Raw genomic sequence first — 14,535 nt, 5'->3', positions numbered from 1 at the left:
GTTTACTATTTAAAGCATTCAGTATACTGATTTCTGGCAATTTATTACAGAAGAGATATAATTCCAACTTCTCCGAAAAGCATTCGAAATTATTTAATTACTAACAAGGATTGGTTTATGGTTAGGCTGTTTGGCCATTACATACCAAGGGCGTTATTTCTTTTATTGGCGTTGGAATTTCTCGCTCTATTTTTGAGTGTGTACATAGCAGCTGAAATTCGATTTCCAGAATCCCCTGAGGCGACAGAACTTTTTCAATCATTTAATCTTAAAGCTTCGGTTTTTGCCGGGATTCATGTATTGGTGATGATTGCGGTTGGGCTTTATAGAAGGGCTACCAGAGATAGTTTTACATCGGTCATTTCCCGTTTATTTTGGTCGATAGTTTTAGCTTTTGCTTTGCTCTCGATTCTATTTTATCTGTTTCCTAGTATTTTTATTGGTCGAGGTGTTTTTGGTATCAGTCTGGGCTTAGGTTTTGTCTTTTTAGTGATCGTTCGATACTCATTTTATTCCATTGCAAATAAAGAGCTGTTTCAATCAAGAATATTGGTTTTGGGAACTGGCAAACGCGCAAAACAAATCATGCGATTAAAGCGTAAAAGTGATTGGCAAGGTATAAAGCTTGTGGGCTTTTTTCATTTGAAAGGTGACAAAAACGAGGTAGATGACGAAAGTATTGTCATTCGATCAGACGAGCCCTTACAAAAGATTGTCGAGCGATATGGAATTGATCATTTGGTAATTGCCGTTGATGATACGCGAAAGAATTATCCAGTTAATGATATTATTTCATTAAAACTCGGTGGTTTGAGAATAACTGATATCACAGAGTTTTTTGAACGACGTACGGGTCGAATGGAAATTGATACACTATCGCCCAATCAAGTCATCTTTTTTGACGGATTTCACACCGATTACATCCGAGAAGCAATAAAGAGAGTGTTCGACATTATAGTCAGTGCGACCTTTTTAATTTTGTCGTTGCCAATTTGTTTCGTTTTATACTTTTTGATTAAGCATGAATCTCGTTGGCGTGATCCGGTTATTTACAGCCAAATCCGTACTGGGCAATTTGGTGAGCCATTCACTATCTATAAGTTTCGCAGCATGGTGGTTGATGCAGAGAAGGATGGCCCTCAATTTGCTGCAAAAAATGACGCCCGAGTGACTCGTATTGGTGGAATTATGCGTAAAACTCGACTCGATGAAATTCCTCAAATGTGGAATGTTCTCAAAGGTGACATGAGTTTCGTTGGTCCGCGTCCTGAAAGACCTGAATTTGTTGCTGATTTAGCTGAGAAAATACCTTTTTACAACATGCGTCATCGAGTAAAACCTGGAATAACGGGATGGGCTCAGATTTGTTATCCCTATGGCGATAACGATGAAGACGCTAAACAAAAGCTTCAATTTGACCTCTATTATATTAAGAACTTTAGTTTATTCTTGGATTTAACTATCTTATTACAAACGATTCAGGTTATTGTTTGGCAAAAAGGTTCTCGATAAACCGCCAGTCACACAGGGGATATTATGTACGATTCCTACTATAAGTTAAGTGGAAAACCGTTTCAGTTAGCGCCTGATCCCTTTTTCTTTTTTGGCAGTAGCACGCATAAAAGGGCCTTAGCGTATCTGCGTTATGGTTTATCCCAAGGTGAAGGATTTATCATTGTTACTGGCGATGTTGGGACAGGGAAAAGTACCTTAGTACGAACCTTATTTGGTTCACTTGAGAATAAAACAGACATCGTTGCTGCTGAATTAGTCAATACGCAACTGGATTCAGCCGATATCTTGAGAATGGTAGCAGCCACTTTTGGTTTGGCGCATAAATCGAGTGAAAAAACATCACTGATCAAAAATTTGGAAACCTTTTTTATTTCTCGACAACAAGAAGGTAAACGCTGCATGCTAGTGGTCGATGAAGCCCAAAATCTTCCATTTGAGACACTAGAAGAGTTGAGAATGTTGTCTAATATGCATAATGACGGAAAAACGTTAATTCAAATTTTTCTTTTAGGTCAGTCTGAGTTTCGGGAGAATCTGGCTATTCCGCAACTCGAACAAGTGCGACAAAGAGTTACTGCTTCTTATCATTTATCTCATCTTACCGCTGAAGAAACGCAAGCTTATATTGAACATCGATTGAAAAAGGTTGATTGGCAAGACGATCCTGTTTTTACAGCGGAGGCTTATCAGCAAATTTTTGAGTTTACGCGAGGAATTCCTCGTCGTATAAACACGACATGTGATCGATTGTTACTTTATGGTTTTTTAGAAGAGAAACATCGCATTGATGGTGAAATTGTAAAAATTGTGTCAGATGAAATTGCACAAGAACAGCCTAGCATGGCGCCAGAAACAGTAAAAAGCCCGGTTAATTCATCATTATCGGTACGTTCGAAAGAATCTTCAACTCCCGTAACCTCTTATCAAAGTGACTTGGAAAATCGCATCATTCAACTAGAAGTAGAAATGGAAGCAATGAAAAAAAGGTTCAATAAAGAGCGTGAGTACATGCGCAAGATTGTACAAATCAGTTTGAATTTTGATGACGATGAAATCGATTAAACTAATTTGATTTGAGAGACTTTTAAAAAAGGGAGCTTCTGCTCCCTTTTTTACTATTGATTCAATCGAAATTGTTGAATATAAACAATTAACGTTTGTCTAGTTCAACAAACTCACGTGCTTCGTAACCATTGTACATTTGACGTGGACGACCAATTTTTTGGTTTGGTTCGCTAATCATTTCAGTCCATTGTGAAACCCAACCTACAGTACGCGCTAATGCAAAAATAACTGTAAACATATTTGTTGGGATGCCAATAGCCGATAGAATGATACCTGAGTAGAAGTCGACATTAGGGTAAAGTTTCTTTTCAACAAAGTACTCATCTTCAAGGGCGATACGTTCCAGCTCCATCGCAACTTTAAGAATCGGATCATCTTTTTTACCTAACGCTTCGAGAACTTCATGTGCACTTTCACGCATTACTTTCGCTCGAGGGTCAAAGTTTTTATAAACTCGGTGACCAAAGCCCATTAAACGGAAAGAGTCATTTTTGTCTTTTGCACGAGCCACGTACTCAGGAATATTTTTAACATCACCAATCTCGTGAAGCATTTTCAAACAGGCTTCGTTCGCACCGCCGTGAGCTGGTCCCCATAGGCTGGCAATACCCGATGCGATACATGCAAATGGATTTGCACCAGAAGAGCCTGCTAAACGAACGGTTGATGTTGAACAGTTTTGTTCATGATCAGCGTGCAAAGTAAAAATTCGATCCATTGCTCGAACGAGTACTGGGTCGGGTTTGTCATCGGTTGATGGCATTGAAAACATCTGGTTGAGAAAGTTTTCTGCGTAAGACATTTCATTGCGCGGATAAACGAAAGGGAAACCCATTGAATATCGGTAACACATCGCTGCAATGGTTGGTACTTTTGCAATTAAGCGATACGCACTTTTACGACGATGTTCAGGATCGTTGATGTCTAAAGAATCGTGATAAAACGCTGATAACGCGCCAACCACACCGACCATTACAGCCATCGGATGAGCATCTCGACGGAAACCATTAAAGAAGTGTGTCAATTGCTCGTGAAGCATTGTGTGATTATTGAGCTCATCTAAGAAAGCTTGTTTTTCTTCTTTATTGGGAAGTTCTCCATTAAGAAGCAAATAAGAAACTTCCATAAAGTCAGCTTTTGTGGCCAGGTCTTCTATTGGGTAACCGCGATATAAAAGCACACCTTTGGCACCATCAATAAACGTAATTTTTGATTGGCAAGAAGCGGTTGACATAAAGCCCGGGTCGTAAGTAAATACGCCTTCTTTTACGAGACTTGAAATGTCAATTACATCATTACCTAGGGTTGGTGAATACACCGGCAACTCAATTTCCTTACCCGTATGTAATTTGAGTTTGGCGGTATTTTGTCCCATTATTGACTCCTTAAATAAGTCTGTTTCATGTCGTGCTGCAAAAAAATTGGTGTAACTATAGGTTGCAGAATATTTTTGTCAATGGAATGCCGCTTTAAATATCGCAAATCGTATAATTAGTAATCAAAATCGCAAAGATTTTTCGCAAAGCACAAATCCATTTGTAAACAAGCAGTTGCAACTATATAATTTGCGCAAACTTGCGCGACCTACTGGCTAATCTATAGTAAGTATAGCTTACAAAGCTTTAGTGGTAGCCTGCGAAGTACAGCAGAAAAACTAGGAGAGTGATGTCGCATGTCTGTCTCACTCTATTTGGCTAATCATCAAAAAAGAAAGTAATCAGCCGTGAACAAGCAAAGACCAGTTAATCTCGATCTAAAAACGATCAGTTTTCCGGTAACTGCTATCTCGTCGATTCTACACAGAATCACGGGAGTATTTCTAGTTATTGGAATTCCTATTTTATTGTGGCTACTTGGAACGTCGCTCGAATCGCGAGAAGGTTTTCAAGAAGCGTCCAAATTTATTGGCGCCGGATTTGGCAAATTTCTCTTTTGGGCCATTTTGACCGCAATTGCCTTTCACATTATTGCGGGTATTCGTCATTTATTGATGGATATGGGCATCGGTGAAACCTTAGAAGGCGGTGCATTCGGAGCCCAAATTGTTATCGTTTTAAGTGCAATCGTCGCTATTGGCTTGGGAGTTTGGTTATGGTAACAACAGTAACAAGTCTTGGTCGCAGCGGTTTACACGATTGGGTTATTCAACGTCTAAGTGCGATTGTAATGGCGTTGTTTACCTTTTACCTCATCTGGTTTTTTGCGTCGAATCCACATATTAATTACGAATTATGGAACGCGTTTTTTAGTTCAACGCTCGTAAAAGGTTTCGGCATTTTAACGATCATTCTAATGAGTTTACACATCTGGGTTGGGATGTGGATCGTTTCGACCGATTATTTAAAACCGTTGAGCATTCGTTTGATTTTCCAAGCTTTACTAGTTATTTACTGCTTGGCAATCATTTTTTGGGGCATTCAGATTTTTTGGGGTGTATAAATGGGAATTCCAGTTTATACGTATGACGCCGTTATCGTCGGCGGTGGTGGAGCCGGAATGCGTGCTTCATTACAATTGGCAAAATCCGGCCAAAAGGTCGCATTAATTTCGAAAGTTTTTCCAACTCGTTCTCACACAGTTGCTGCTCAAGGCGGAATAACTGTGGCCCTGGGCAACTCACATGAGGATGATTGGCGTTGGCATATGTACGACACCGTTAAAGGATCAGATTACATTGGTGATCAAGATGCCATCGAATATATGTGTCAAAATGGTCCTGCGACCGTTTTAGAACTTGAGCACATGGGCTTACCTTTTTCACGTACTGATGACGGACGCATTTATCAGCGTCCTTTTGGTGGACAGTCTAAAGAGTTTGGTGGTGAACAAGCAGCGCGTACAGCAGCTGCAGCCGATAGAACGGGCCATGCAATGTTGCATACTCTGTATCAACAAAATCTTGCCGCCAACACGCAGTTTTTCATTGAGTGGTATGCCATTGATTTAGTCACTAACGATCAAGGTGATGTCGCTGGTGTCATCGCGATGTCTATTGAGACGGGCGAAGTGGTCATGTTCAAATCTCGAGCAACGGTTTTCGCGACCGGTGGAGCGGGGCGAATTTACCAGTCAACGACCAATGCATTCATTAACACCGGTGACGGTAACGGTATGGCGCACCGAGCAGGTATAGCCTTACAGGATATGGAAATGTGGCAATTCCACCCAACCGGAATCGCGGGTGCTGGTGTTCTAGTAACTGAAGGTTGTCGTGGTGAAGGTGGTTATCTGATAAATAAAGACGGTGAGCGCTTTATGGAAAGATATGCGCCGAATGCCAAAGACTTGGCAGGACGTGATGTTGTTGCTCGGTCCATGACCAAAGAAATACTAGAAGGCAGGGGATGTGGGCCAAAAGGTGATCATGTTTTCTTGAAGTTGGATCACTTAGGTGAAGAAACGCTGAACAAGCGTTTGCCGAGTATTTTGGAATTATCTCGTACCTTTGCGCACGTTGATCCCGTCAAAGATCCAATTCCTGTTGTTCCAACCTGTCATTATATGATGGGCGGAATTCCAACGAATAAATACGGCCAGGTGGTCTCCCGCAATTCGACTGACTCTGAAGATCGTATTGTGAAAGGTCTGTACGCAGTCGGTGAGTGTGCTTGTGTTTCTGTGCATGGTGCGAATCGTCTCGGTGGAAACTCGTTACTCGATTTGGTGGTATTTGGTCGAGCTGCCGGTATGCATCTCGAAGAAGCTTTACGTGAAGGTGTTGAGTACAATACCTATTCCGATGATGATGTTGATCAAGCGATGTCACGCTATCGTCGTTGGGATGAGTCAAAAGGCGGTGATGATCCGGCTAAAATTCGCGATGATATGCAAAGCATTATGCAAAACTCTTTTGGTGTTTTCCGAACCGGAGACCTAATGGACAAAGGTTTGCAGGAAATATCTGAAGTACGTGATCGATTAAAGTCTGCGGTATTGGCTGATAAATCCAAAACATACAACACACAACGTGTTGAGTGTATGGAGTTGGATAACTTAATGGAAACGGCTTACGCAACTGCGAAGGCTGCCGCTTTCAGAACTGAAAGTCGTGGTGCTCATAGTCGAGAAGACTTTACGGATCGTGATGATGAGAATTGGTTAGTCCATTCTATTTACTACGCGGATACCGAAGAAATGGGTAAACGTGATGTGAATATGAAGCCGGTAACGGTTGATCCGTTCCCGCCTAAAGTACGAAGCTATTAAGGGGAAGTTATGAAATTTTCAATTTATCGTTACAACCCTGACACCGATAGTCGTCCAAAAATGCAGGAGTACGACCTGGAGATTCCAGAAGGCTCCGACATGATGTTATTGGACGCATTGGTTATGCTGAAAGACAAAGATCCTTCTTTAACGTTTCGACGTGCTTGTCGCGAAGGTATCTGCGGTTCAGATGGCATGAACATCAACGGAAAGAATGGCTTAGCCTGTATTACACCTCTGTCAAAACTGGGTAAAAAAGTCACCATTCGTCCTCTTCCAGGCTTACCGGTTGTGCGTGATCTTGTTGTCGATATGGCTCAGTTTTACCGTCAGTATGAGAAGGTTAAGCCGTATTTACAAAATCGCAATGAACCTCCTGCGAGAGAACGATTACAGTCTCCAGAAGACCGAGCCAAACTTGACGGTTTGTACGAGTGTATACTTTGTGCCTGTTGTTCAACATCATGCCCGTCTTTCTGGTGGAATCCAGATAAGTTTGTAGGTCCTGCAGGGTTGCTACAAGCCTATCGTTTCTTGGCGGACAGTCGAGATACCGAGAAAGACGCTCGATTGGCCGATCTCGATGATGCCTACAGCGTATTCCGATGTCGAGGCATAATGAACTGCGTGAGTGTCTGTCCTAAAGGACTCAATCCAACGAAAGCAATTGGACATGTTCGTTCAATGCTTCTATCACGCGGCGTTTAATGGCCTGAAATTATTGATTTTTAGTCTATTATTAGAGCATTAACATACGCTTTGAGGCTATGCCTCAGAGCGTTTGTTTGTTTAGATTTACTGTTCAAACAACGTATAAGTTTACAAAATCATGGAAAAAACCCTTCAAGAACAGTTTGCTGCCAGTTTTCTCACTGGGGGTAGCTCGGCATACATCGAAGAAATTTATGAGCAATATCTCGAAGATCCAACGTCGATAGACGATAGTTGGAGAGAGAAATTTGATTCATTGAAAAAGAATGCACCCGATGTTCACGATACGGCGCATTCAGAAATACGTAATTATTTTAAACAGATTGGTCTTAATAAGCATCGGATGGCGACGAGCTCGAGTTCGGGCGACAAATCTTTTGATGCGAAGCAAGTGAATGTTCTCGAATTGATTCAGGCTTACCGAGCACATGGGCACCAATACGCCAAATTAGATCCTTTAGGGTTGTGGAAACAAGCTACCATCGATCATCTCAATCTTGCCAAGTTCGGTTTAGATAAGATGGATTACGACACCGAATTTCGTACGGGTTCAATGTTTGGTGCGACTGCAAAGCCGCTTAAGCAGATTATTCAAGAATTAGAGCAAACCTACTGTGGCTCGATTGGTTCTGAATTTATGCATATTAGTGATCCTGGTCAAAAGCAATGGATACAACAAAGACTTGAAAGTACGCTTGCAACTCCTGACTTTAATGACGATCGCAAACGCCAAATATTGTCTGCGCTAACCGCAGCTGAAGGTCTTGAAAAATATTTGCACAACAAGTTTCCTGGCGCAAAACGATTCTCGCTGGAAGGTGGTGACTCGTTAATGCCAATGCTTGAAGAGATGATTCAACGTGCCGGTAGTGCGGGAATTAAAGAAGTTGCCTTGGGAATGGCGCATCGTGGTCGATTGAATGTCTTGGTCAATTTAATGGGTAAAAAACCGGAAGAGCTATTTGCAGAGTTTGCTGGTAAATCCGTTATTGAAAAAGGCTCTGGTGATGTTAAGTATCATCAAGGTTTTTCGTCAGATATTAATACTCCCGGTGGAGTTGTTCATGTCGCGTTGGCATTTAATCCTTCACACTTAGAGATTGTCTCTCCGGTAATTCAAGGTTCTGTTAGAGCTCGTCTTGAGCGACGTAATGACGAAACTTACTCTCAAGTTTTGCCGATTTCGATTCACGGTGATTCCGCATTTACTGGCCAGGGCGTTGTCATGGAAACTTTCAACATGTCCCAGGCGCGCGGATACACGACAGGCGGTTCTGTTCATATCGTAATAAATAATCAGGTGGGCTTTACGACGAGCCGTCCTGAAGATACACGGTCAACAACTTACTGTACCGATGTAGCGAAAATGATTGAAGCTCCGATTTTTCATGTCAACGCAGATGATCCAGAAGCAGTTATTTTTGTCACTCAATTAGCTTTAGATTTCAGAACAACTTACAAAAAAGATGTTGTGATTGATCTTGTATGTTACCGGCGTCACGGTCATAACGAGGCAGATGAGCCACGAGCCACTCAACCTGTTATGTATGACAAAATTAAAAAACATCCAACAACGCGAAAAATTTATGCAGACTTGCTTTCCGACAATGGTGTCATCGAGAAAAAATTTGCGAGTGATTTGTCCGCCGAATATCGGGATAAAATGGATGAAGGTAAAAACGTGGTCAGTCATTGGTTACCGATGACGCAACATGAGTTCTCGGTAGATTGGTCTCCTTACTTTGGTAACGATTGGCTTACACCTGCCGTAACTAATTTAACGAAAAAGCAATTTGATAAATTGGCAGAACGGATTACGGATTATCCCGACTCATTAAATTTACAAACTCAAGTTAAGCGTGTCATGTCAGAGCGTTCAAAAATGGCTAAAGGCGAAGTGCCAATGGATTGGGGATTTGCTGAAACTATGGCCTATGCCTCTTTATTAGATGACGGCTATCGTGTGCGTATATCGGGACAAGACAGTGGCCGAGGAACTTTCTTCCATCGTCATGCTGTTTTGCACGATCAAGCGACTGGCGAGTGTTTCTTGCCATTGCAGAACATTCGTGAAGATCAACCTAAGTTTGACGTTATCGACTCTGTTTTATCAGAAGAAGCCGTTTTAGCTTTTGAATACGGTTATTCGACCACTGAACCGAGAAGCTTGGTCATTTGGGAAGCGCAGTTTGGCGACTTTGCTAATGGAGCTCAAGTGGTTATTGACCAGTTTATCAGTTCAGGCGAGCACAAGTGGGGACGTCTGTGTGGTCTTGTAATGTTGTTACCTCACGGTTACGAAGGGCAAGGTCCAGAGCATTCATCGGCACGATTAGAACGTTTCTTGCAACTTTGTGCCGAGCATAATATTCAAGTTTGCATTCCTAGCACGCCATCACAAGTGTTTCATATGCTACGTCGTCAAATGATCAGAAATTGGCGCACGCCTTTGGTTGTGATGTCGCCGAAAAGTTTATTGCGTCATAAAATGGCGACGAGTCAAATTGAGCATATCACAAGCGGAAAATTTGAATCCGTGATTGATGAGATCGATAATTTAGACAAGAACAAAGTAAAGCGTGTGGTGATGTGTTCGGGTAAAGTTTATTTCGACTTACTGGAAAAGCGCAGAGCCGAAGAGTTGGACGAAGTGGCGATTATCCGGATTGAACAGTTGTATCCTTTCCCCAAACATTTGAAGGATATTATTGCGGAATATAAAAACGCAAAAGAATTTATTTGGTGTCAAGAAGAGCCGAAAAATCAGGGCGCATGGTATTGCAGTCGACATAATTTTCAAGCGTCCATTCCAAAGGATGGTTATGTCGAATATGCAGGGCGTTCAGCATCCGCGGCACCGGCGACGGGTTTAGCTTCAAAGCATGTTGAGCAACAGCGTAACCTGGTCGAGAAAGCATTAGGTATTAAGTCAAAATAATTTTAGTCATTTGGTAAAAGGGTTAATTAACCATGTCAACAGAAATAAAAGTTCCAGTGTTACCCGAGTCAGTTGCCGATGCAACCATTGCAACTTGGCATAAACAACCCGGAGAGGCTTGTGAACGAGATGAAAACTTAGTTGATATTGAAACGGATAAAGTCGTTTTAGAAGTCGTTGCTCCCGATGATGGTGTTCTTGAAGAAATCATCAAAAATGAAGGAGATACGGTTGTTGCTGAAGAAGTTATTGCAAAGTTTAAAGCCGGTGCAGCAGCGTCTTCTGATTCAAAGCCGAAAAAAGAAGAGTCCTCAGCTTCCGTTGAAGAAACAAAAAGCTCATCTGACAAACCAAGTTCCGACGATGTATTAAGCCCGGCAGTTCGTCGTTTGGTTAGCGAGCATGGTTTGAATGCGGCAGATATTCCTGCCAGTGGTAAAGGTGGACGATTAACTAAAGAAGATGTTGAGAAATACATCAAAGGCGGAAGCAAAAAAGCTGTCTCATCTTCGGCAAAATCTTCTGCTGAACCGGTAATTGCGTCAGGTCCGCGGGAAGAGAAGCGTGTGCCAATGACTCGCTTACGTAAACGAATTGCTGAGCGTTTGGTTGATGCTCAACATACTGCTGCGATATTGACGACTTTCAATGATGTTAATATGAAACCCGTCATGGACTTGAGAGCGAAATACAAAGATCAATTCATGAAAACTCACGATGTAAAATTGGGGTTCATGTCGTTCTTTGTTAAAGCAACTGTCGAGGCGTTAAAACGTTACCCTGCGGTTAATGCTTCAATTGATGGCGACGACATTGTGTATCACGGGTTTTTTGATGTGGGTATTGCAGTGTCTGGTCCTCGCGGCCTTGTTGTGCCTGTTATTCGTGATGCCGATCAACTGAGCATGGCGGAGATTGAAAAAACGATCATGGAATTTGGCCAAAAGGCGCAAAATAATCAATTAACAGTGGAAGATTTATCGGGTGGTACTTTTACTGTTTCGAATGGTGGAACCTTTGGTTCCTTGATGTCGACGCCGATTATAAATCCGCCTCAAAGCGGCATTTTAGGAATGCATCGTACCGAACAACGTCCGGTTGTTGAAAATGGTGAAATTGTCATTCGGCCGATGATGTATTTAGCTTTCTCTTACGATCATCGAATTATTGATGGTCGAGAGTCAGTTGGCTTTTTGAAAACTATTAAAGATTACATTGAAGATCCGGCTCGGATCTTACTTGAACTTTAAGCAACTTATTTAACATTTAACTAAATTGGAAGAGAACAATGAACCTTCATGAATATCAAGGTAAGCAGCTGTTCAAAAAATACGGATTACCCGTATCTGAGGGCATTGCCTGCGAAACACCTAAGGAAGCCTTTGAAGCTGCTGGTCAAATCGGTGGTGACAAATGGGTTGTAAAAGCACAAGTACATGCTGGTGGTCGCGGAAAAGCGGGCGGCGTTAAACTTGTTTCGACAAAAGAAGAAGTCAAAGAGTTTGCCAGCAAATGGCTTGGTAAAAATTTGGTGACTTACCAAACAGACGAAAACGGACAACCGGTCAGCAAAATTTTAGTCGAAAGCTGCACTGACATTGCTGATGAATTGTACCTTGGTGCTGTTGTCGATCGTTCAACTCGACGTGTTGTTTTTATGGCATCACAAGAAGGTGGTGTAGAGATCGAAAAAGTTGCTGAAGAAACGCCTGAGAAAATATTCAAGGTTGCATTGGATCCTTTAGTCGGTCCACAACCTTATCAAGGCCGTAGTTTAGCATTTAAACTTGGCTTAAAAGGCGATCAAGTTAAGCAGTTCACTAAAATTTATATGGGTCTAGCGACCATGTTTACTGAACGTGATCTGGCGTTAATCGAAATTAATCCATTGGTGATTAAAGAAGATGGCAACTTGCATTGTCTCGACGCGAAAATCGGTGTTGACGGAAATGCTTTGTATCGTCAGCCAGAATTGAAAGAAATGCACGATCCTTCTCAAGAAGATGAGCGTGAAGCGCATGCTGCTCAGTGGGAGCTAAACTATGTTGCGCTTGATGGCAATATTGGCTGCATGGTTAATGGTGCCGGATTAGCGATGGGAACTATGGACATCGTTGCTTTGCACGGTGGTTTCCCAGCAAACTTTCTTGACGTTGGCGGTGGTGCGACGAAAGAGCGAGTAACAGAAGCTTTTAAAATTATTCTTTCAGATGAAAATGTAAAAGCTGTTTTAGTTAATATTTTTGGTGGTATTGTCCGCTGCGACTTAATAGCAGAAGGAATTATTGGCGCGGTTGAAGAAGTTGGCGTTAAAGTTCCTGTCGTAGTTCGACTTGAAGGTAACAATGCCGATAAAGGTGCCGAGCTTCTTGCAAAAAGTGGCTTAAACATCATTGCAGCAAAAAGTTTAACCGACGCTGCTGAGCAAGCAGTTAAAGCAGCTGGGGGTAAATAATAATGTCGATTTTGATTAACAAAGACACCAAAGTGATTTGTCAGGGATTCACTGGTGGTCAAGGAACTTTCCATTCAGAGCAAGCGATTGAATACGGCACAAAGATGGTGGGTGGTGTGACTCCAGGAAAAGGCGGTCAAACTCATTTGGGATTACCGGTTTTTAACACCGTTGAAGAAGCGGTTAAAGAAACGGGTGCTGAGGCATCGGTTATTTATGTTCCGGCTCCATTTTGTAAAGATTCAATTTTGGAAGCAGCGACAAGCGGTATCAAGCTTATTGTCTGTATTACCGAAGGTATTCCGACTTTAGATATGCTTGAAGCAAAAATTGCTTGTGACAATGCCGGTGTTCGATTAATCGGTCCAAACTGTCCAGGTGTAATTACTCCGGGTGAGTGTAAAATTGGTATCATGCCTGGTCACATTCATTTACCTGGTAAAGTTGGTATCGTTTCTCGCTCAGGTACCTTAACTTACGAAGCCGTTAAGCAAACAACCGATGCTGGATTTGGCCAATCAACTTGTGTTGGTATTGGTGGAGATCCTATTCCCGGTTCAAACTTCATCGACATTTTAGAAATGTTCGAAAAAGATCCGGCAACCGAAGCTATCGTAATGATTGGTGAAATTGGCGGTACAGCAGAAGAAGAAGCTGCAGCGTTCATTAAAGCTAACGTTACCAAGCCTGTCGTGTCTTACATTGCTGGTGTTACAGCACCAAAAGGTAAGCGTATGGGTCACGCTGGTGCCATCATTTCTGGTGGTAAAGGAACTGCTGACGAGAAGTTTGCTGCACTAGAAGATGCTGGTGTTAAAACAGTGAGAAGTTTGGCTCAAATCGGTGATGCTTTAAAAGAAGTAACTGGCTGGTAATTTGTTAAGCTTGTTTAAGAAAGGCCAGGATTATCTGGCCTTTTTTTATGGATAACTGTTTTTTAGAAGTGATTTTTTAATTTTTATATGAATAAATCGTAAAAGTGATAAGTTTTGTACCAAGCTGTGAACTGCGTCAAATTAGTTTGTTTAATATTAGTTTAAAAATAGCCGGTGTTTGCCCGGATAATGTTTCTGAATGAGTGCCATGTAAGGCTATCCATTAAAAATGATCATTTATAAAAGTGGTTTCAGGGCAGGATTACTCTGTTTGGAAGTTTTTAATTATGCGAATTGTAGGTCTACTAGCCTTATTCTTATCAACTCAAGTATTTGCTGATGTTTCGGTGACGCTTGCTCCACAGTTGCAGCTTGTTGCGATTAATGAAAAAGTATTTAACGACAACGAAATCGACAAGACCGAAATCGAATTATCGCCTGGAGAACATAAGTTAATTGTTCGTTATGCCGATGAGTTTGATGATGTTGCCGGTGAAAAGGTTGTCTCCCGAAATATTATCATTGTTCTGAAAGCTGAAGAAGGTTATCTCTACCGAATAAAAACACGCAAACACGATCGTTACGCTCCAGCTCGAGAATTTGCGAATAGTCCAAGTTATGATGTTGAAAGGATCCCACTCGACTCATCAGGAAACATCATTAAAGCGTTCAATGATACTGCCGATTTGCAAAGAACAAAACACGTAGTAGGAAGAGACTAGAAGACAGGCTAAGAGGTTCTTTGAAACATAACTTTTGTAACTGTAAAA

12 protein-coding genes are annotated in these 14,535 nt (G+C 41.7%); 11 read left to right on the top strand and 1 reads right to left on the bottom strand.

Annotation, left to right across the window (positions count from 1 at the left end):
* Positions 1-117 precede the first annotated feature (117 nt).
* Positions 118-1,512: a TIGR03013 family XrtA/PEP-CTERM system glycosyltransferase gene (locus tag FAX86_RS21410; protein WP_144395545.1), complete on the top strand. Its 1,395-nt coding sequence runs from the start codon at positions 118-120 to the stop codon at positions 1,510-1,512.
* Between the two features lie 24 nt (positions 1,513-1,536).
* Positions 1,537-2,577, top strand: a complete 1,041-nt coding sequence (locus FAX86_RS21405; RefSeq protein ID WP_144395544.1) for an XrtA/PEP-CTERM system-associated ATPase — start codon at positions 1,537-1,539, stop codon at positions 2,575-2,577.
* Between the two features lie 88 nt (positions 2,578-2,665).
* Here FAX86_RS21405 and gltA read toward each other — a convergent pair whose 3' ends face one another.
* Positions 2,666-3,955 (bottom strand): citrate synthase, encoded by a 1,290-nt coding sequence (gltA, locus tag FAX86_RS21400; RefSeq protein ID WP_144395543.1) that lies wholly within the window; start codon positions 3,953-3,955, stop codon positions 2,666-2,668.
* Positions 3,956-4,303: 348 nt separating this feature from the next.
* Between gltA and sdhC the strand changes: the two genes are divergently transcribed.
* From sdhC to FAX86_RS21355, 9 genes are all read left to right on the top strand, one after another.
* On the top strand, positions 4,304-4,678 hold the full coding sequence (sdhC, locus tag FAX86_RS21395; RefSeq protein ID WP_144395542.1) for a succinate dehydrogenase, cytochrome b556 subunit: 375 nt from the start codon (positions 4,304-4,306) through the stop codon (positions 4,676-4,678).
* On the top strand, positions 4,672-5,019 hold the full coding sequence (gene sdhD, locus FAX86_RS21390; protein ID WP_144395541.1) for a succinate dehydrogenase, hydrophobic membrane anchor protein: 348 nt from the start codon (positions 4,672-4,674) through the stop codon (positions 5,017-5,019). Before sdhC ends, sdhD begins: the two co-directional genes overlap by 7 nt.
* Positions 5,020-6,786 (top strand): succinate dehydrogenase flavoprotein subunit, encoded by a 1,767-nt coding sequence (gene sdhA, locus FAX86_RS21385; protein ID WP_144395540.1) that lies wholly within the window; start codon positions 5,020-5,022, stop codon positions 6,784-6,786. It begins immediately after the preceding gene.
* 9 nt (positions 6,787-6,795) lie between these two features.
* Entirely contained in the window at positions 6,796-7,494 is a 699-nt protein-coding gene (locus tag FAX86_RS21380; protein WP_144395539.1) for a succinate dehydrogenase iron-sulfur subunit, read from the top strand.
* 121 nt (positions 7,495-7,615) lie between these two features.
* Entirely contained in the window at positions 7,616-10,435 is a 2,820-nt protein-coding gene (locus FAX86_RS21375; RefSeq protein WP_144395538.1) for a 2-oxoglutarate dehydrogenase E1 component, read from the top strand.
* Between the two features lie 32 nt (positions 10,436-10,467).
* Complete coding sequence (odhB, locus tag FAX86_RS21370) at positions 10,468-11,685, top strand: 2-oxoglutarate dehydrogenase complex dihydrolipoyllysine-residue succinyltransferase (RefSeq protein WP_144395537.1); 1,218 nt, start codon at positions 10,468-10,470, stop codon at positions 11,683-11,685.
* A 38-nt stretch (positions 11,686-11,723) separates the two neighbouring features.
* The gene (gene sucC / locus FAX86_RS21365) at positions 11,724-12,890 is read left to right on the top strand and encodes an ADP-forming succinate--CoA ligase subunit beta (protein WP_144395536.1); all 1,167 of its coding nucleotides are present in this window, start codon (positions 11,724-11,726) and stop codon (positions 12,888-12,890) included.
* A gap of 2 nt (positions 12,891-12,892) precedes the next feature.
* Positions 12,893-13,765 carry a succinate--CoA ligase subunit alpha gene (gene sucD / locus FAX86_RS21360; RefSeq protein WP_144395535.1) on the top strand — a complete coding sequence of 291 codons (873 nt, stop codon included), beginning with the start codon at positions 12,893-12,895 and terminating at the stop codon, positions 13,763-13,765.
* Between the two features lie 287 nt (positions 13,766-14,052).
* Complete coding sequence (locus FAX86_RS21355) at positions 14,053-14,487, top strand: DUF2057 family protein (protein WP_144395534.1); 435 nt, start codon at positions 14,053-14,055, stop codon at positions 14,485-14,487.
* Positions 14,488-14,535 lie beyond the last annotated feature (48 nt).

Source organism: Pleionea sediminis (genome assembly GCF_007570825.1).
In the GTDB taxonomy this organism is placed as follows: Bacteria; Pseudomonadota; Gammaproteobacteria; order Enterobacterales; family Kangiellaceae; genus Pleionea; species Pleionea sediminis.
Note: the sequence above shows the minus strand (reverse complement) of the source record. Positions and strands in the feature narration are given on the sequence as shown.

Excerpts from the sequence above, each read along its gene's own strand:
- odhB (WP_144395537.1), top strand. The coding sequence starts at position 10,468 with ATGTCAACAGAAATAAAAGTTCCAGTGTTACCCGAGTCAGTTGCCGAT.
- sucC (WP_144395536.1), top strand. The coding sequence starts at position 11,724 with ATGAACCTTCATGAATATCAAGGTAAGCAGCTGTTCAAAAAATACGGA.
- FAX86_RS21405 (WP_144395544.1), top strand. The coding sequence starts at position 1,537 with ATGTACGATTCCTACTATAAGTTAAGTGGAAAACCGTTTCAGTTAGCG.
- FAX86_RS21375 (WP_144395538.1), top strand. The coding sequence starts at position 7,616 with ATGGAAAAAACCCTTCAAGAACAGTTTGCTGCCAGTTTTCTCACTGGG.
- FAX86_RS21355 (WP_144395534.1), top strand. The coding sequence starts at position 14,053 with ATGCGAATTGTAGGTCTACTAGCCTTATTCTTATCAACTCAAGTATTT.
- sucD (WP_144395535.1), top strand. The coding sequence starts at position 12,893 with ATGTCGATTTTGATTAACAAAGACACCAAAGTGATTTGTCAGGGATTC.
- gltA (WP_144395543.1), bottom strand. The coding sequence starts at position 3,955 with ATGGGACAAAATACCGCCAAACTCAAATTACATACGGGTAAGGAAATT.
- FAX86_RS21410 (WP_144395545.1), top strand. The coding sequence starts at position 118 with ATGGTTAGGCTGTTTGGCCATTACATACCAAGGGCGTTATTTCTTTTA.
- sdhD (WP_144395541.1), top strand. The coding sequence starts at position 4,672 with ATGGTAACAACAGTAACAAGTCTTGGTCGCAGCGGTTTACACGATTGG.
- FAX86_RS21380 (WP_144395539.1), top strand. The coding sequence starts at position 6,796 with ATGAAATTTTCAATTTATCGTTACAACCCTGACACCGATAGTCGTCCA.
- sdhA (WP_144395540.1), top strand. The coding sequence starts at position 5,020 with ATGGGAATTCCAGTTTATACGTATGACGCCGTTATCGTCGGCGGTGGT.